The sequence below is a fragment of the Stenotrophomonas sp. GD04024 genome (assembly GCF_029837545.1).
GTDB lineage: Bacteria > Pseudomonadota > Gammaproteobacteria > Xanthomonadales > Xanthomonadaceae > Stenotrophomonas > Stenotrophomonas forensis.
In genome coordinates this window covers 1-16,396 of the sequence record NZ_JAOEDV010000093.1, presented here as the reverse complement: position 1 = coordinate 16,396, position 16,396 = coordinate 1, and the positions used below count along the sequence as shown (strand labels likewise).

Genomic DNA, 16,396 nt, shown 5'->3' with positions numbered 1-16,396 from the left:
GCCAGACTTTTTCAGTCCGTCAACACCTTCGTTCGATCATCTCGTTCGGCGGTGGTGGGCGCCCTGTTGTCGCTGAAGCCCCTTGGCGGCGACCCCTGCGACGGGGGAGGAGAAGTATGTCCCTATCCGGGTCATTTGTGAAGGGGGTGTGGCGATTTTTTTCAACGGATGTTGCATCCGTTCATTCGCGAGCCGTCGAGCGTGCCCTTCGTGGGGGTTCCGCGAAGGGCAAGAGCAGTCGAGCAACGCTCGACTCTACATACAAAGCAGGAAGGGCCGGCTGGCGCCGGCCCTTCCTTCCTGTCAGGCAGTGACCAGGCGCACGCGGGCGAAGGTGCGCTTGCCGACCTGCAGCAGGCCTTCAAAGCCCGGCAGCAGCACCTGCTGGCCGTCTTCCACCACGTCACCATCCACCTTGACCGCGCGCTCCTTGAGCTTGCGGTTGGCTTCGGAGTTACTCGGGGTCAGCCCGGCCGCCGTCAGCAGCGCGGCGATACGCAGGCCCTCGGCCGGGATCACCACGTCCTGCAGCGGCAGCTGAGTGATGTCGCCCTGCCCGGTCACCGCCGCTTCCCAGCCGGCAATGGCCTGCTCGGCGGCCGCAGCGTCGTGGAAGCGGGTCGCCAGTTCACGCGCCAGGCGCAGCTTGACCACGCGCGGATTCAGCCCGCCGGAGGCCACCTGCTCGCGCAGCTGCACGGCTTCGGCCTGGCTGATATCAAACGACAGCAGCTCGATCCAGCGCCACATCAGGGTGTCGTCCACCTTCATGGTCTTGGTGACGATGTCGATGGCCGGTTCGCTGATACCGATGTAGTTGCCCAGCGACTTGGACATCTTGTTGACGCCGTCCAGGCCTTCCAGCAGCGGCATGGTCAGCACCACCTGCGGCTTCTGGCCATGGTGCTCCTGCAGGCCGCGGCCCATCAGCAGGTTGAACTTCTGGTCGGTACCGCCAAGCTCGACGTCGGCTTCCAGGGCCACCGAGTCGTAGCCCTGCACCAGCGGGTACAGGAACTCGTGGATGGCGATGGACTGCTGGGCGGCGTAGCGCTTGGCGAAGTCGTCGCGCTCGAGCATGCGCGCCACGGTGTGCTGGCCGGCCAGGCGGATCATGTCGGCCGCGCCCATCTTGCCGAACCACTCCGAATTGAAGCGGACTTCGGTACGGCTGCGGTCGAGCACCTTGAACACCTGCTCCTCATAGGTGCGGGCGTTGGCCAGCACATCCTCGCGGCTGAGCGGCTTGCGGGTCAGGCTCTTGCCCGACGGGTCGCCGATCATCCCGGTGAAGTCGCCGATCAGGAAGATGACCTGGTGGCCGAGGTCCTGGAACTGGCGCATCTTGTTCAGCAGCACCGTATGGCCCAGGTGCAGGTCGGGCGCGGTGGGGTCGAAGCCAGCCTTGATCCGCAGCGGACGGCCTTCCTGCAGGCGCGCACGCAGATCCTCGAGCTTGAGGATCTCGTCGGCACCACGGCCGATCAGGGCAAGGGCTTCTTCAATCGAGGACACGTGACTACTCCCGGCAACGCCGATTCTTGTGTGGGGTGTTAAAGCAAAGTTAACCCGATTGGCTTCACAAAAGCCAATGGGCACAAGGGTTTGACGCGGTTTTCTCAGGTGTCTATGGTAACCGGCGTTTAGGCCCGCGCTCCCGGGCCGTCAGGAAAAATCGCCGATGCACAACTCCGAACAAGGGCGCGCACGCAAGCAGCGCTTCCAGGAACGCCTCCACGTCCTGCACGACAACGCCCTGCATCGGAAGCTCAGGCAACACCTTCCCGCCGCATTCAATGAACGCTGGACCCGGCGCCATTGGATGCATGCCAGCCTGTTTGCGACCATCGGTGCGCTGGTGGCGACGATCGTCCCCGGCTTCTCGCACACCATCGACGCGCCGTTCGCCGACAGCCACACCAGCCTGGCACTGCCGTTGCCGCCGCTGAGCATGGCCCGCCAGCAGCAGGTGCCGGGCGACAGCTGGCAGGTGCTGCGGGTGCAGCGCGGCCAGACCCTGAGCGACCTGTTCGACCAGGCCGGCATTCCGGCCAGCACCCTGCACCGGGTGCTGGACCACCCCGGCGCCCGCGAATCGCTGACCAAGCTGCGCCCCGGTACCGAGATCGCCTTCGACATGCCGCTCTCGGGCGACCTGCGCAGCATCCGCTTCGACCGTGATGGCGACAACCGGGTCGAGTTGAGCCTGGCCGGCGATGACATCAAGGAGAAGGTGACCAAGCGCGAGACCTCCACGCGTACGGTGGTCACCAGCGGCGAGATCACCAGTTCGCTGTACGCCGCGGCCCGCCGGGCCGGGCTGTCGCCGTCGGCGATCGCGACGATGACCGACGACATCTTCAAGTACGACATCGACTTCTCGAAGGACCTGCAGCCGGGCGACCGCTTCAGCGTGGTGATGGATGAAACCTGGCGCGAAGGCGAGAAGGTGGACACCAGCAAGATCCTGGCGGCGACCTTCACCACCGGTGGCAAGACCTATTCCGGCTTCCGCTTCGACCGCAACGGCAAGTCCGAGTACTACGACATCAACGGGCGATCGCTGAAGAAGAGCTTCATCCGCATGCCGATCCCGTTCGCGCGGCTGAGCTCGACCTTCGGCGCGCGCAAGCACCCGGTGCTGGGCAAGATGCGCATGCACAAGGGCGTGGACTACGCCGCGCGCACCGGCACCCCGATCATGGCCGCCGGCGATGCCCGCGTGCAGTTCGCCGGCGTGCAGCGCGGCTACGGCAACGTGGTGATCCTCGACCACGGCCGCGGCCACACCACCCTGTACGGGCACATGTCGCGCTTTGCGAACATCAAGACCGGCCAGCGCGTGGCCCAGGGCACGGTGATCGGCTATGTCGGCTCGACTGGCCTGGCCACCGGCCCACACCTGCACTACGAATTCCGCGTCAACGGCGAGCACCGCAACCCGCTGACGGTGACCATGCCACCGCCGGAACCGCTGAAGGGCGCCGAGCTGGTGGCCTTCCGTGCGCAGACCGCGCCGGCGATGGCACGCATCCAAGGCATGGAGAAGCTGATCTACGCCGACGCCAGCCCGGCCCCGACCAGCCGCGACGAGGCCGCACCCGAGGTGGCCAGCGCCAAGGACAAGAGCAGCGCCGGCCGCAAGCGCGGCTGAGCCCCTGCGTTGACGAAGAAGGACGCGGCAGCCCAAGCTTGCCGCGTCCTTTTTTTATGCCTGCCATGAACACCACTGCCGACGCTGACGCCCCCCTGTACCTTGGCCTGATGTCGGGCACCAGCGCCGATGGCATCGACGCTGCCCTGGTGCAGTTCCCCACCACTGGCGGCTGCCGCTTCGTGCACGGGCTGACCACCCGCTGGGAGCCGGTGCTGCGCGCACGGCTGGTGGCACTGGGCGAAGGCGGTCCACTGGACTCGCTGGAGGAACTGGGCGAGCTGGATGCGCGGATCGCGATCAGCTTCGCCGACGCCGCCAACCAGCTGCTGGCCGAGGCGGGCGTGGACCCGGCGCAGGTACGGGCGATCGGCTCGCATGGGCAGACCGTGCGCCATCGGCCGCTGGCCGACCCTGCGTTCACCGTGCAGCTGGGCGACGGCAACCGCATCGCCGAACTGACCGGGATCACCACGGTGTGCGACTTCCGCCGCCGCGACGTAGCGGCCGGGGGCCATGGCGCACCGCTGATGCCGGCCTTCCACCTGGGCATGCTCGGCACCGCCGATGAAGACCGCGCGGTGCTGAACCTGGGCGGCATCGCCAACCTGACCCTGATCCCGCGCGAAGGCGCGGTGCGTGGCTTCGATACCGGCCCGGCCAACGCGCTGATGGACGCCTGGTGTCAGCGCCACACCGGCCGCACCTTCGATGCCGACGGCGCGTATGCCGCCAGTGGCGCGGTGGACGACAGCCTTCTGGCCGGGTGGCGTTCGGACCCGTGGTTCGCACTACCGCCACCGAAGAGCACCGGCCGCGAACAGTTCCACCTGGCCTGGGCCGAGGCGCACATGGGCGAAGGCGAATACGCCGCCGCCGACGTGCAGGCGACCCTGCTGGAGCTGACCGTGGCGACGGTGGCCGACGCACTGCTGGCGCAGCAGCCGCAGACCCGGCGCCTGCTGGTCTGTGGCGGTGGCGTGCGCAACCGGCAGCTGATGAAGCGGCTGGCGGCACGGCTGCCGGAGGTGCAGGTGGAGTCCAGTGCGATGCACGGGCTGGACCCGGAGTACGTGGAGGCGATGGGGTTTGCGTGGCTGGCGCAGCGGACGATGGACGGGCTGGCCGGCAACCTGCCGAGCGTGACCGGGGCGAAAGGCCCGCGGATCCTGGGCGCGATACATCCTGCGTGAGCAGAAGCAGTCGAGCATGGCTCGACGCTACAGAGGCGCTAATCGAAGCCCTGTCCTGCGGGCAGGGCCTGCAGGGCGGCGATGGCATCGGACAGGGCGTCCACTTCGGGATCGCCGAAGCCGGAGCGGACCTCCAGTTCACTGCTGAACAGGCCCTGCTCCAGCAAGGCCGCGCAGGTCTGTTCGTGGGTCCAGCCGCGGGCAACCGCGACTCGACGGATACGGTCCAGCAGCAGCGGGTCCAGGTCCCGCAGCACAACGTCGGCCATGCTCACTTCCCCGTTCGCAAGGCACCGCCCCCTCGGCGCGTCGGGGCGATGATCCCGCAGACCGGACGTACAGGCAATCAGGCGACCGGCGGGGGCCCGCGATCCACGATCCGCGGCCACAACCAGGCCAGCAGCAGCAGGGTCGGCACCACGGTGACCGAGCTGAGGATGAAGAACGTGCTGTAGGAGGTGGCTTCAACGATATAGCCGGAAACGCCACCGACGAACTTGCCGGGCAGGTTGGCCAGCGAGACCAGCAGCGCGTACTGGGTGGCAGTGAAGTTGCGGTCGGTCAGCGACGACATGAAGGCCACCAGCACGGTGCCGGCAAAGCCCTGGAACAGGTTGTCGGCGCTGAGCGCGGCATAGAACGCCCACAGCTTGCCCGGGTTGTGCGCCATCAGCAGGAACGCAAGGTTGGACAGCGCCACGCCCAGCGCGGCCACCAGCAGCATGCGGCGGAAACCGAACGCGGCCACCGCGATGCCGCCCAGGAAGGCGCCACCGATGCCCATCCACACACCGAACAGCTTGGAGACGGTCGCGATGTCGGCCTTGTCGAACCCGGAGTCGAGGTAGAACGGCCCGGCCATCACGCCGATGACCTGGTCCGGGAACTTGAACAGCCCGACGAAGGCCAGCAGCACCAGCGCCAGCGCAACGCCGTTGCGGCTGAAGAAGCTGGTGATGGGCTGGACGAACGCCTCGGCGACATCGATGCGGCGCTGCACGGTGGTGGCCGGACGCTCCGGTTCGGCGCACAGCAGCGTGGTGACGATCGGCAGCAGCATCAGTGCCGCCATGGCCAGATAGGCCACGATCCAGCCTTCGAACTGGGCCAGGTACAGCGCGCCGGCACCGGCCAGGATCAGGCCGATCCGGTAACCCAGCGTATAGGTGGCCGCCAGCGCGGCCTGCGCCGCCTGCGGCGCGATCTCGATGCGGTAGGCGTCGACGGCCGAGTCCTGGGTGGCACCGGCGAACGAGGCCACCAGCACCCAGGCCACCAGCGGCCAGACGCCCTGCTCGGGACGCACGAAGGCCAGTGCGACCAGGCCGACCAGCACCAGCGCCTGCGACACCAGCAGCCACGAGCGGCGGCGGCCGAGCCCACCGAGCAGCGGGAAGGCATAGCGATCCAGCAGGGGCGCCCACAGGAACTTGAGCAGGTAGAAGAAGCTGGCCAGGCTGATCAGGCCGATGCTGCCCAGGTCCAGGCCGACGTCGCGCAGGCGCGTGGACAGGGTCTGCGAGGCGATCAGCAGGAACGGCAGGCCGCTGCCGAAGCCGAGCATGGCCATGGTCAGCGCCGACGGAGTGCCGAAGGCGCGCTTGATGCCTGCCCAGCCCTTGTAGCTGACCGGCGTGGCGGCCTCGGTCACAGGTCGTAGTCCACGATGAACGGCGCGTGGTCGGAGAAGCGCTCGTCGCGATAGATCGAGCAGCTGCGCAGGCGGTCACGCAGGCCCGGGGTGATGAACTGGTAGTCGATGCGCCAACCGACATTGTTGGCGCGGGCGGCGCCGCGGTTGCTCCACCAGGTGTAGTCCTCGCCGGTGGGGTTGAGCAGGCGGTAGGCATCGGCCCAGCCGCGGCCGGCGGTGACATCGGTGGCCTGGCCGTGGTCGGCGCACAGCGCGTTGAGCCAGTCGCGCTCTTCCGGCAGGCAGCCGGAGTTCTTCTGGTTGGACTTCCAGTTCTTGATGTCCAGCGCCGAACGGACGATGTTCCAGTCGCCGCACAGCACGTAGTCGCGGCCGCTGCGCGCCCATTCCTCGAGGATCGGCCGCAGCCATTCCATCACTTCGAACTTGAAACCCTGGCGCAGGTCGCCCGAGCTGCCGGACGGGATATAGAAGGAGACCACGCTGAGGTTGCCGTAGCGCGCCTCGATGTAGCGGCCTTCGTCGTCGAACGGGGCCCAGCCCAGCGAGGTGATGACCTGGTCCGGCTCGCGCTTGCTGTAGATCGCCACGCCGCTGTAGCCCTTCTTGGTGATGGCGTCGCGGTAGAAGCAGTGGTGGCCGTCCGGGCGGAACATCGGGTCGGTCAGCTGGTCTTCCTGGGCCTTGGTCTCCTGGATGCACAGGACGTCGGCGTCCTGGGCCCGGAACCAATCGAGGAAGCCCTTGGTTGCGGCGGAACGGATGCCATTGGCGTTGAAACTGATGATGCGCATGCGGGGGACCTGCGGCGGGAAACCGGGCAAGCATACCGGTTGCCCGCAGGGCTGCGCAGTCCGCCAGAGGGGGGCGCAACGGCCCTCACCCAGGGCCGGACGAGCGCGAAACGCCCAGCTGGATTAGGATTTGTGCTCCAAATGAAGATGAATCGAGTTTTGATGAGCGACCACCGCCACCGTTTCCTGCAGCTGGCCCTGACCGCCGACGCCCTGCGCTTCGGCCAGTTCACCCTCAAGTCCGGCCGGCTGAGCCCCTATTTCTTCAACGCCGGTCGTTTCGACTCCGGTTCGCTGCTGTCGCAGCTCGGCGCCTGCTACGCCGATGCCATCGACGCCACCGGGATCAAGTACGACGTGGTGTTCGGCCCGGCCTACAAGGGCATTCCGCTGGCCACCGCGATGGCCTGCGAGCTGGCCCAGCGCGGCCGCGACCTGCCGCTGTCGTTCAACCGCAAGGAAGCCAAGGACCATGGTGAAGGCGGCCAGCTGATCGGCGCCGACATGAATGGCAAGCGCGTGCTGATCGTCGACGACGTGATCACCGCCGGTACCGCGATCCGCGAAGCACTGGGCATCATCCGCGCCGCCGGTGGCACGCCGGCCGGCATCGTGGTGGCGCTGGACCGCCAGGAGATCGCCTCGGAATCCGACCGCCGCTCCGCCGCGCAGTCGGTGGCCGAAGAAGCCGGCATTCCGGTGATCGCCGTGGCGTCGCTGGCCGACCTGCTTGATTTCGCCTCCGGTAACCCGGAACTTGTGGGTTACCGGCAGCCGCTGGAAGCCTACCGGGCCCAGTACGGCGTCCGTTCGACCCGCTGACCGACCCAGGGGAAAGGTCATGTCCCGAGTTCCTGCTGTGCTCTTTGCCGGCCTGCTGCTGGCCGTGCCGTTCTCCGTTCCGGCGCAACCGCGGGGCGGTGGCAAGGTGGAGAAGAAGCTGTACTGCTGGAACGAGGGCAAGGAGCGGATCTGCAGCGATTCGCTGCCGGCCGACGCGGTCAACCATGCCCGCGACGAGTTCAACGCAAAGAGTGGCCTGCGCAATGCGCAGGTCCAGCGCGCGTTGACCGACGAGGAGCGCGCCGCCGCCAGCACGGAAGCGGCGCAGCGGCAGCTGGACCTGATGGCCGCGCAGACCCGCCAGCGCACCGAGCAGGCGATGCTGACCACCTATGGCAGCGAGGACGACCTGCGCCGGGTGTTCGCCGAACGCCAGGAAGTGCTGGACAACAACCTCAAGACGGCCGAGTACAACGTCACCAGCCTGCGTGAATCGCTGGTGGCGCTGCTGGCGGCTGCCGGCGATCGCGAACTGGCCGGCGGCAAGGTGGCCGGCAAGCAGGCCGAAGCGATCCGCCAGCGGCACGTGCAGCTGCAGGCGCAGCAGCGGCTGCAGGCCGGGTTCGTGCAGCAGCAGCAGGCCCTGAAGGCCGAGATCGACAGCAGCCTGCAGCGCTATCGCGAGCTGAAGGGGCTGGCGCCGGCGGCAGCACCGGCCGGCTGACGAGGCTCCCACTACCGCGCGTGGCCCGGCGCTACCCGGGGCCTGGTTACGGGTTGGCCCACCGAATTTATGCACTCTTTACGCGTCGGCCCGGTCCGGCGCGTAGTGCGTTTATGGGGGGCAGGACGACGATGGCGGCCTGAGGTGGAGGGGTTCCACCAGGACGCTATTGCAATGTCCCCCTGGCTGTCGTTGTTGTGTGGCGTGCTGGTGCTGGTCGCCGCCGCCTATCTTCTCTATGTCGTGCTTCGGCCCGAGTCGTTCTGACGGAGCCGGCCATGACTGAGATGCTTGTCATTATTGCTGCCAGCCTGCTGCTGGCGTGGCCGCTGGGCCTGTACCTGGCGCGCGTGATGCGCGGTGCGCCGATGAAGGTCGACGTGCTGTTCCACTGGATCGAAAAGCCGCTGTACAAGGTATTCGGCGTCGATCCGTCGCGTTCGATGTCCTGGCGCGGCTATGCGCTGGCCTTCGTGCTGAGCAACGTGGTGGTCGCGGTGCTGACCCAGGCGGTGTTCATGACCCAGGCCTGGTTGCCGTTGAACCCGGACCAGATCCCGAACATGCGCTGGGACACCGCGCTGCACACGATGATCTCGTTCCTGACCAACACCAACCAGCAGCACTACTCGGGCCAGGCGCAGCTGTCCTATCTCTCGCAGATGACCGGCATCACCGGCCTGCAGGTGGTGACGCCGATGATGGGGCTGGCGTTGGCCGTGGCGACGCTGCGCGCGTTGTTCTCGCGTGCGCCGCAGGCTGCGGCGGCCACCGGTACCGGCGATGACCGCCAGGTGGCGGTGGGCAACTACTATGTGGACGTGGTGCGCCTGTGCGTGCGCTTCCTGCTGCCGCTGTGCCTGGTCTGGACCCTGCTGCTGACCAGCCAGGGCGTACCGTCGACCCTGGCGGGCGGCCCGCAGGCCACGCCGATCGATGCCAGCGCCGGCATGGCCGGGCAGAAACTGCCGCTGGGCCCGGTCGCGGCGATGGTCGCGGCCAAGCAGCTGGGCGCCAACGGTGGCGGCTGGTATGGCCCGAACAGCAGCTTCCCGCTGGAGAACCCGACCCCGCTGTCGAATGCGCTGGAGGTCGTCGGCATCCTGCTGATACCGATGGCGGTGATCTTCATGATCGGTGCCTTCACCGGCCGCCGCCGCTTCGGCGCCCTGGTGTTCAGCTGCATGCTGGGCATGTCGCTGCTGTCGACCGGCGCGATGATGTGGAGCGAAGGACACAGCGCCAGCGCCGCCACTCCGCTGCTGATGGAAGGCAAGGAGGTGCGCTTCGGCGCCGATGGCACCGCGCTGTGGGCGGCGGTGACCACCCAGGTCTCCAACGGCTCGGTGAACGGCATGCACGATTCGCTGGCACCGCTGAGTGGCGGCATCGCGATGGTCAACATGCTGGTCAGTGCAATCTGGGGCGGTATCGGTTGCGGCCTGCAGCAGTTCATCGTGTACCTGCTGCTGGGCGTGTTCCTGGCCGGGTTGATGACCGGGCGTACGCCGGAACTGTTCGGCCGCAAGCTGGAGACACCGCAGGTGCGCCTGCTGGCCCTGCTGGTGCTGCTGCAGCCGATCACCCTGCTGGTGTTCACCGCGATCACCCTGGCCGTGCCCGGCCTGGCCGGCACCTCCAACCCCGGCTTCCATGGCATCAGCCAGGTCTTCTACGAGTATGTCTCGGCCTATGCCAACAACGGTTCGGGCTTCGAAGGCCTGGGTGACGCCACGCTGTGGTGGAACCTGAGCTGCTCGCTGGTACTGCTGCTGGGCCGCTTCCCGCTGCTGATCATTCCGCTGGTGGTGGCCGCACAGCTGGCTGCCAAGCGCCAGGCGCCGGAATCTGCCGGCAGCCTGCAGATCGAAACCCCGACCTTCGCCCTGACCCTGGTCTCGGTGATCGTCATCCTGACCGTGCTGCAGTTCATGCCGGCGCTGGTACTCGGCCCGATCGCCGACCACCTGAGCCTGGGACTGCACTGAGGACACCCCCATGAGTAGTCATGCAAGTTCAACCCGTAGTACCCATGCGCCACGCCCTGCCCTGCTCGATGGCGCCGGCCTGCGCCGTGCGCTGGTCGAAGCGGTGCGCAAGCTGTCGCCGATGCATCTGGTGCGCAGCCCGGTGATGGCGGTGGTGATGGCCGGCACGATCGTCGCCGCCATCGTCACCCTGACCGGCAATGCGCCGCTGGGCTTCGGCCTGGCGGTGACCGCGATCCTGCTGGTGACCGTGCTGTTCGGCAATTTCGCCGAAGCCGTGGCCGAGGCACGTGGCCGCGGCCAGGCCGCCTCGCTGCGCCGGGCCCGCCAGGACCTGGTGGCGCGCCGGCTGGCTGCTCCGCAGCCAGGCGCCGCAGAAGCCCAGGTGCCGGCCGCCGAGCTGCGCCCGGGCGACCATGTGATCGTCAGTGCCGGTGAACTGGTGCCGGCCGATGGCGAGATCGTGCAGGGCCTGGCCACCATCAACGAAGCGGCGGTGACCGGCGAATCGGCACCGGTACTGCGCGAGGCCGGCACCGACCGTTCCGGCGTGATCGGCGGCACCAAGGTGCTGTCCGACCAGATCATCGTGCGGGTGACCGCCGAACCGGGCCACAGCTTCCTGGACCGGATGATCGCGCTGGTGGAAGGCGCCAACCGGCAGAAGACCCCGAACGAGGTCGCGCTGACCCTGCTGCTGGCGGCGATGACGCTCACCTTCCTGGTAGTGGTGGCGACGCTGCCGGCGATCGGTGCTGCGGTCGGCGTCAAGGTCGATCCGCTGCTGCTGATCGCGCTGCTGGTGTGCCTGATCCCGACCACCATCGGCGGCCTGCTGCCAGCGATTGGTATTGCCGGCATGAACCGTGCACTGGCCGCCAACGTGCTGGCCAAGTCGGGCAAGGCGGTGGAAGTGGCCGGCGACGTCGACGTGCTGCTGCTGGACAAGACCGGCACCATCACCTACGGCGACCGCCAGGCGAGCCACTTCCATCCGTTGGCCGGCATCGACGCCAGCCAGCTGCGTGAAGCGGCACTGCTGTCCTCGCTGGCCGACCCGACGCCGGAAGGCAAGTCGATCGTGCGCCTGGCCCGCGAGCAGGGTTGCGCCACCGCCGAGCCGGACCATGCCGACTACCTGGCCTTCAGTGCGCAGACCCGCATGTCCGGCGTGGACCTGGAACATGGCCGGCAGATCCGGAAGGGCGCACTGGATGCGATCCGCAACCATGTGCAGGCGCTGGGTGGCACGGTGCCGGCCGAGCTGGCCGGGCGCGTCGAGCAGGTGGCACGCAACGGTGCCACCCCGCTGGTGGTGGCCGAGGGCCGCCACGTACTGGGCGTGATCGAGCTGTCGGACGTGGTCAAGCACGGCATGCGCGAGAAGTTCGCGCAGCTGCGCGCGATGGGCATCCGCACGGTGATGATCACCGGCGACAACCCGCTGACCGCCGCCGCCATTGCTGCCGAGGCCGGCGTCGACGATTACATCGCCGAGGCACGCCCGGAAGACAAGCTGGCGCGCATCCGACAGGAGCAGGCCGGCGGCCGCCTGGTGGCGATGGTGGGCGATGGCACCAATGACGCGCCCGCGCTGGCGCAGGCCGACATCGGCCTGGCGATGAACTCCGGCACGCAGGCAGCGAAGGAGGCCGGCAACATGGTCGACCTCGATTCGGACCCGGCCAAACTGCTGGCGGTGGTGGAAGTGGGCAAGCAGCAGCTGATCACCCGCGGCGCGCTGACCACCTTCTCGCTGGCCAACGACGTCTCCAAGTACTTCGCGATCCTGCCGGCGCTGTTTGCCGCTGCGGTGCCAACCATGGCCGCCTTGAACGTGATGCAGCTGTCGAGCCCGCGCAACGCGGTGCTGGCCGCGCTGATCTTCAACGCGCTGGTGATTCCCGCACTGATCCCGCTCGCCCTGCGCGGCGTGCGCTTCCGCCCGGCCACGGCCACCGCGCTGCTGCGCCGGAACATGCTGGTGTACGGCCTCGGCGGCGTGCTGCTGCCGTTCGCGGCGATCAAGCTGATCGACCTCCTTCTTGTCCTGGTATTCGGCGCATGAACCGTTCTGCTTCCACTTCGTCTTCCCTGTCCCGCGAAGCCAAGGCCGAGGCCCGCGTGGCCGGCCTGCAGGATGGCGCCAGCTGGCGCCCGGCCATCGGCCTGGGCCTGGCCACGCTGTTGCTGGCCGGCGCGGTCTACGCCGGCATCGCCACCGGTTTCGCCGGCCTGGCCTACCCGACCCAGGCCGAAGGCAGCCTGCTGCGTGATGGCAGCGGCCAGGTACGCGGCTCGGCGTGGCTGTCGCAGCCGTTCACCGGCGATGGCTATTTCCAGGCCCGGCCGTCGGCCGCCAACTACGATCCGATGGCCGCAGCGGGCTCCAACATGGCGCGCAGCAACCCGGCGCTGGCCGAACGCGTAGCCGCCAGCACCGCGGCGGTGGCCGCACGCGAAGGCGTAGCGCCGGCACAGGTGCCGGCGGACCTGGTCACCCAGTCCGCAGGTGGCCTGGATCCGCAACTGTCGCCAGAGGCGGCACAACTGCAGGTGGCGCGCGTGGCACGTGCCCGTGGCCTGCCGGTGGAGCGCGTGCAGGCGCTGGTGCAGGCGCATACCGAAGGTCGCCAGTGGGGCCTGTTCGGCCAGCCGCGGGTGAACGTGGTAACCCTGAACTTCGCACTGGACCACGCCGCCAAGGCGCCGTGATGCCGGCCTGCACCCGCTGCGCGCACAATGGCAGCCATGACAGCGGCACCCATGACTGATGCACGTACCCGCCAGGCCGATGCCCTGGTCGAAGGCCTGCAACGCGAAGCCGGCGGCAAGCTGACGGTATTCCTCGGCGCGGCGCCGGGCGTGGGCAAGACCTACACCATGCTGACCCGCGCGCAGGAACAGCTACGTCGCGGCGTCGACCTGGTGGTGGGCCTGGTGGAAACCCATGGCCGCGCCGATACCCAGGCGTTGCTGGAAGGCCTGCCGCAGCTGCCGCTGAAGGAAGTGGCCTACCACGGCCACACCTTGCAGGAGATGGACCTGGACGCCGTGCTGGCCCGGCATCCCGCACTGGTGCTGGTGGACGAACTGGCCCATCGCAACGCGCCGGGCAGCCGCCACGAGCGGCGCTGGCAGGATGTGATGGAACTGCTGGACGCCGGCATCGACGTCTGGACCACGGTCAACATCCAGCACCTGGAAAGCCTCAACGACGTGGTGATGCGCATCACCGGCGTGCGTGTAAGCGAGACCGTGCCGGACGGCGTGCTCGACCGCCTGCATGACATCGTGCTGGTCGACCTGCCGCCGCGCGAACTGATCGCGCGCCTGCAGCAGGGCAAGGTCTATGTGCCCGAGCAGGCCACGCAGGCGCTGCAGGCGTTCTTCTCGCCGGCCAACCTGACCGCCCTGCGCGAACTGGCAATGCAGGAAGCCGCCGACCGCGTCGACAGCAGCCTGCGCGAGACCCGCGCCGCACGCGGTGAAGGCAACCTGCCACTGCGCCGCGGCGTGCTGGTGGCCATCGATGGCGGCGGCCAGAGCGAGTACCTGGTGCGGGTGGCACGGCGCATCGCCGAACGCCGCGATGCGCCATGGACGGTGGTGACCGTGCAGGGGCGTCGCCAGGATGATGCGACCCGCCGCGAGATCGATGCGGCCTTCGCACTGGCGCGGCGTCTGGGCGGTGATGCTGAACTGCTGCATGGATCGAGCATCGCCGATGCCCTGCTCGACCATGCCGCACACAATGGCGTGTCGACCCTGGTGCTGGGCCGCACCCGCGAGCGACCGCTGGCACGGATGTTCAACCGCACCCTGACCCAACAGTTGATCCAGCGCGGCGCGCACTACGAGATCACCATCATCAGCACGCCGCAGGCACGTGCACGCTCGCGCCGCGAGGGGCTGATGGCACCGGTGCGTGGCTTCAGCCACGAGCCGGTGCAGGCACTGATCGCCACGGCGCTGGCCTGCGTGGTGGCCTGGCTGGCCGAGCGTTGGGTGGGCATGGCCGACCTGTCGATGGTGTTCATCGTCGCGGTGGTGCTGGTGGCCGCACGCACGCGTGCCAGCGTGGCGGTGATGGCGGCGATCCTGTGCTTCCTCGCCTACAACTTCCTGTTCATCGCGCCGCGCTTCACCTTTGCCATCGGTGCACGGCAGGGTGTGATCACCGTCTTCCTGTTCCTGGCCGCCGCCCTGGTGGCCGGACGCCTGGCCTCGCGGCTGCGCATGCAGGTGATCGCGCTGCGCGCGGCCAACCGCCACGCGCGCGCGCGCCAGCAGCTGGGCCGGCAGCTGGCCAGCGCCGCCGGCAACGGCGAGGTGGCACAGGCCGGCCGGCATGCGCTGGAACAGGCCATGGATGTGCCGGCGTGGCTGCGGATCGGCACCGATACCGCGGCCGGGGGCCGCAGCCAGCCCGGCGACACCGATCTGGCCGCCGCCGACTGGGCGCTGCGCCACGGCCAGCCCAGCGGACGCTTCACCGACACCCTCGCAGGGGCGCAATGGTGGTTCCTGCCGCTGCTGGATGGCGAAGACCACGCGATCGGCGTGGCCGGCCTGTACCTGCCCGGCGCGCAGGCACGCCTGCTGCCCGAGCAGCGGCAGCTGGCCGAAGCGATGGTCGACGACATCGCCCAGGCCGCGCTACGCACCAGGCTGGTGGCGGAACTGGAGCAGGCCCATGTGAGCAACGAGACCGAGCGGCTGCGCTCGGCGCTGCTCTCATCGGTGTCGCATGACCTGCGCTCGCCACTTGCGGCGATGATCGGTTCGGCCGACAGCCTGGCCAGCTATGGCGCGGCGATGGATACGGCTGATCGCCGTGCGCTGCTGGACACCATCCTGGTCGAAGGCGAGCGCCTGGACCGCTACATCCAGAACCTGCTGGACATGACCCGGCTTGGCCACGAAGGGCTGAAGATCAACCGCGACTGGATCGGCGTGGATGAACTGATCGGCTCGGCGGCGCGGCGCCTGCAGCGCTACCAGCCCAAGGTGCGGCTGGAGCTGGACATTCCGTCCACGCTGGCGCCGATCTGGGTGCACCCGGCGCTGGTGGAACAGGCCGTGTTCAACGTAATGGAGAACGCCGCCAAGTTCTCGCCGCCGGATGCCGCCGTGCAGGTGCAGGCGCGCGAGCTGGATGGCCAGCTGCGCATCGACGTGATCGATGCCGGCCCCGGCATTCCCGATGACGAGCGCGCGCGCATCTTCGACATGTTCTACAGCGTCGAGCGCGGCGACCGTGGCCGCCACGGTACCGGCCTGGGCCTGACCATCTGCCAGGGCATGATCGGCGCGCATGGCGGCAGCGTCCAGGCGCTGCCCGGACGCGACGGTCGCGGTACCCTGATCCGCATCACCCTGCCCCTGCTCAAGCCAGCCTCCCACGATGAGCCCGACCCCGATTGATGCCAGCGTGCCGGCCGCGCGCGTGCTGGTGATCGACGATGAAACCCAGATCCGCCGGTTCCTGGACATCAGCCTGCGCGCGCAGGGCTACCAGGTGCGGCAGGCGGCCACCGGCCAGGAAGGCCTGCAGCTGGCCGCCAGCGAGGACATGGACCTGGTGATCCTGGATATCGGCCTGCCGGACATGGAAGGCCACGAGGTGCTTGAACAGCTGCGGCAGTGGAGCCAGGTGCCGGTGATCATGCTGACCGTGCGCGCCGGCGAGGCCGAGAAGGTGCGGGCGCTGGATACCGGCGCCAATGACTATGTCACCAAGCCGTTCGGCACGCAGGAACTGATGGCGCGGGTACGAGCGCTGCTGCGCACCCGCAGCGTACCCAGTGACGGCACCCCGCCGATGTTCGACGACGGCCACCTGCACGTGGACCTGGTGCGCCGTGAAGTGGCGCTGGATGGCGAGCCGGTGGCGCTGACCCGCAAGGAGTACGCGCTGCTGTCGCTGCTGCTGCGCAACGCCGGGCGGGTGGTGACCCAGCCGCAGATCCTGCAGGAGATCTGGGGGCCGACTCACCAGCAGGACACCCATTACCTGCGCATCCTGGTCGGCAAGCTGCGGCACAAGCTGGGCGATTCGGCACTGGATTCGCGCTACCTGTTCACCGAACCGGGCGTGGGCCTG

14 protein-coding genes are annotated in these 16,396 nt (G+C 68.4%); 10 read left to right on the top strand and 4 right to left on the bottom strand.

The window, feature by feature from the left end; genetic code table 11:
- Positions 1-303: 303 nt before the first annotated feature.
- A complete protein-coding gene (gene tyrS, locus N7590_RS19630; RefSeq protein WP_053448572.1) occupies positions 304-1,515 on the bottom strand; it encodes a tyrosine--tRNA ligase in 1,212 nt (403 codons plus the stop codon).
- Positions 1,516-1,681: 166 nt separating this feature from the next.
- On the opposite strand from tyrS, the gene N7590_RS19625 reads away from it, so the two are divergent.
- Together N7590_RS19625 and N7590_RS19620 are read left to right on the top strand one after the other, a co-directional pair.
- The gene (locus tag N7590_RS19625; protein ID WP_053448571.1) at positions 1,682-3,154 is read left to right on the top strand and encodes a peptidoglycan DD-metalloendopeptidase family protein; all 1,473 of its coding nucleotides are present in this window, start codon (positions 1,682-1,684) and stop codon (positions 3,152-3,154) included.
- A gap of 65 nt (positions 3,155-3,219) precedes the next feature.
- Positions 3,220-4,347 (top strand): anhydro-N-acetylmuramic acid kinase, encoded by a 1,128-nt coding sequence (locus N7590_RS19620; RefSeq protein ID WP_080375963.1) that lies wholly within the window; start codon positions 3,220-3,222, stop codon positions 4,345-4,347.
- A gap of 38 nt (positions 4,348-4,385) precedes the next feature.
- On the opposite strand, the gene N7590_RS19615 is transcribed toward N7590_RS19620, so the two are convergent.
- The 3 genes from N7590_RS19615 to N7590_RS19605 all read right to left on the bottom strand — a co-directional run bounded on the left by N7590_RS19615 (position 4,386) and on the right by N7590_RS19605 (position 6,795).
- Positions 4,386-4,616 carry a hypothetical protein gene (locus N7590_RS19615; protein ID WP_049457368.1) on the bottom strand — a complete coding sequence of 77 codons (231 nt, stop codon included), beginning with the start codon at positions 4,614-4,616 and terminating at the stop codon, positions 4,386-4,388.
- A gap of 77 nt (positions 4,617-4,693) precedes the next feature.
- Positions 4,694-5,998 (bottom strand): MFS transporter, encoded by a 1,305-nt coding sequence (locus tag N7590_RS19610; protein WP_008268384.1) that lies wholly within the window; start codon positions 5,996-5,998, stop codon positions 4,694-4,696.
- Positions 5,995-6,795, bottom strand: a complete 801-nt coding sequence (locus N7590_RS19605; protein WP_164242766.1) for an exodeoxyribonuclease III — start codon at positions 6,793-6,795, stop codon at positions 5,995-5,997. Before N7590_RS19605 ends, N7590_RS19610 begins: the two co-directional genes overlap by 4 nt.
- Before the next feature lie 162 nt (positions 6,796-6,957).
- On the opposite strand from N7590_RS19605, the gene pyrE reads away from it, so the two are divergent.
- The 8 genes from pyrE to N7590_RS19565 all read left to right on the top strand — a co-directional run.
- A complete protein-coding gene (gene pyrE / locus N7590_RS19600; protein WP_053448569.1) occupies positions 6,958-7,617 on the top strand; it encodes an orotate phosphoribosyltransferase in 660 nt (219 codons plus the stop codon).
- A 19-nt stretch (positions 7,618-7,636) separates the two neighbouring features.
- Positions 7,637-8,302, top strand: coding sequence for a hypothetical protein (locus N7590_RS19595; protein ID WP_053509567.1), 666 nt, complete (start codon positions 7,637-7,639; stop codon positions 8,300-8,302).
- Between the two features lie 174 nt (positions 8,303-8,476).
- Positions 8,477-8,569: a potassium-transporting ATPase subunit F gene (locus tag N7590_RS19590; RefSeq protein WP_005407770.1), complete on the top strand. Its 93-nt coding sequence runs from the start codon at positions 8,477-8,479 to the stop codon at positions 8,567-8,569.
- A gap of 11 nt (positions 8,570-8,580) precedes the next feature.
- Positions 8,581-10,290, top strand: coding sequence for a potassium-transporting ATPase subunit KdpA (gene kdpA / locus N7590_RS19585; protein WP_164086517.1), 1,710 nt, complete (start codon positions 8,581-8,583; stop codon positions 10,288-10,290).
- Positions 10,291-10,300: 10 nt separating this feature from the next.
- A complete protein-coding gene (kdpB, locus tag N7590_RS19580; protein WP_053509563.1) occupies positions 10,301-12,358 on the top strand; it encodes a potassium-transporting ATPase subunit KdpB in 2,058 nt (685 codons plus the stop codon).
- On the top strand, positions 12,355-13,005 hold the full coding sequence (gene kdpC / locus N7590_RS19575) for a potassium-transporting ATPase subunit KdpC (RefSeq protein ID WP_053448565.1): 651 nt from the start codon (positions 12,355-12,357) through the stop codon (positions 13,003-13,005). The genes kdpB and kdpC overlap by 4 nt, the downstream gene beginning before the upstream one ends.
- 51 nt (positions 13,006-13,056) lie before the next feature.
- The gene (locus N7590_RS19570) at positions 13,057-15,717 is read left to right on the top strand and encodes a sensor histidine kinase KdpD (RefSeq protein WP_164242767.1); all 2,661 of its coding nucleotides are present in this window, start codon (positions 13,057-13,059) and stop codon (positions 15,715-15,717) included.
- Positions 15,698-16,396, top strand: a 699-nt coding sequence (locus N7590_RS19565) for a response regulator transcription factor (protein ID WP_279935813.1), incomplete at its 3' end; no start/stop codon positions are given. The genes N7590_RS19570 and N7590_RS19565, both read left to right, overlap by 20 nt.

What these genes read in the sequence shown, in the direction of transcription:
- N7590_RS19625 (WP_053448571.1), top strand. Translation starts at nt 1,682, where the DNA reads ATGCACAACTCCGAACAAGGGCGCGCACGCAAGCAGCGCTTCCAGGAA.
- N7590_RS19620 (WP_080375963.1), top strand. Translation starts at nt 3,220, where the DNA reads ATGAACACCACTGCCGACGCTGACGCCCCCCTGTACCTTGGCCTGATG.
- N7590_RS19615 (WP_049457368.1), bottom strand. Translation starts at nt 4,616, where the DNA reads ATGGCCGACGTTGTGCTGCGGGACCTGGACCCGCTGCTGCTGGACCGT.
- N7590_RS19605 (WP_164242766.1), bottom strand. Translation starts at nt 6,795, where the DNA reads ATGCGCATCATCAGTTTCAACGCCAATGGCATCCGTTCCGCCGCAACC.
- pyrE (WP_053448569.1), top strand. Translation starts at nt 6,958, where the DNA reads ATGAGCGACCACCGCCACCGTTTCCTGCAGCTGGCCCTGACCGCCGAC.
- N7590_RS19595 (WP_053509567.1), top strand. Translation starts at nt 7,637, where the DNA reads ATGTCCCGAGTTCCTGCTGTGCTCTTTGCCGGCCTGCTGCTGGCCGTG.
- N7590_RS19590 (WP_005407770.1), top strand. Translation starts at nt 8,477, where the DNA reads ATGTCCCCCTGGCTGTCGTTGTTGTGTGGCGTGCTGGTGCTGGTCGCC.
- kdpA (WP_164086517.1), top strand. Translation starts at nt 8,581, where the DNA reads ATGACTGAGATGCTTGTCATTATTGCTGCCAGCCTGCTGCTGGCGTGG.
- kdpB (WP_053509563.1), top strand. Translation starts at nt 10,301, where the DNA reads ATGAGTAGTCATGCAAGTTCAACCCGTAGTACCCATGCGCCACGCCCT.
- kdpC (WP_053448565.1), top strand. Translation starts at nt 12,355, where the DNA reads ATGAACCGTTCTGCTTCCACTTCGTCTTCCCTGTCCCGCGAAGCCAAG.
- N7590_RS19570 (WP_164242767.1), top strand. Translation starts at nt 13,057, where the DNA reads ATGACTGATGCACGTACCCGCCAGGCCGATGCCCTGGTCGAAGGCCTG.